This window comes from Vibrio sp. 1641 (assembly GCF_033339995.1).
Taxonomy (GTDB): domain Bacteria; phylum Pseudomonadota; class Gammaproteobacteria; order Enterobacterales; family Vibrionaceae; genus Vibrio; species Vibrio alginolyticus.
On sequence record NZ_JAWOVP010000184.1, the window covers coordinates 1 to 697 of the forward strand.

A 697-nucleotide genomic window follows, 5' to 3' on the forward strand; every position below is an offset into this window, starting at 1 on the left:
ATTGAGCTGCTCTTTGGTTGCTTCGTCATCAGCGCCGATACCTAAACCAATCGCGGTTTCTCCAGAGGTCTGAGCCTTGGTTACGGTAATGTCTACGCCATCGATAACACCTTCAAACGTATTGCTCGAGTTAGTGAGTTTTAGACCAGTTTTCTCTGCACCCAACCAGATCACGGCATCTTGGGGGGCACTGATTTGACTAAGGTTTGTGAATGCATCTTCAAACCACGCTTGGCCTGTACCCGTTGCGGACACGTTGATTTGGTTAGCGACGCCGGTTTCAGTGCTTGAAAGCATGAAGTGAGTCTGACCATTTGAGCGTACCAAGGTTGCGTTTACACCTGGGTTATCACTGTTGTTATTGATCGCTTTCGTTAGGTCACTCACCGTCGTTACACCATCACCGTCGGTATCGACCGTTGATAGATCAATCGTCATTGTTTTACCGTTGATGGTGAACTCAAGATTTCCTGTTTTTGGGATTTCAGTGGTTGCGTCTAGATCTGCTGGCATTCCAGTAGAAACTTGGTGTGACGTTGCTACTTGCTCGACGAATATCTGATAACTACCCGATAGAGCCTTAGCGTCTGCATTTGCAGTAAAGTAGCCTTCTTGAGAGAAGGAGGAGGAGTTTTTAATGATGCTGTTTGTGCTGCTGTTCATTTCGTTTAGCGCAGTGCGGAACTCACGCATGGCA

1 protein-coding gene is annotated in these 697 nt (G+C 47.2%); it reads right to left on the reverse strand.

Annotated features, from left to right (window positions below; all coding sequences use genetic code 11):
- A partial coding sequence (fliD, locus tag R7Z47_RS24950) for a flagellar filament capping protein FliD (protein ID WP_318130777.1) occupies window positions 1-697 on the reverse strand: 697 nt, incomplete at both ends.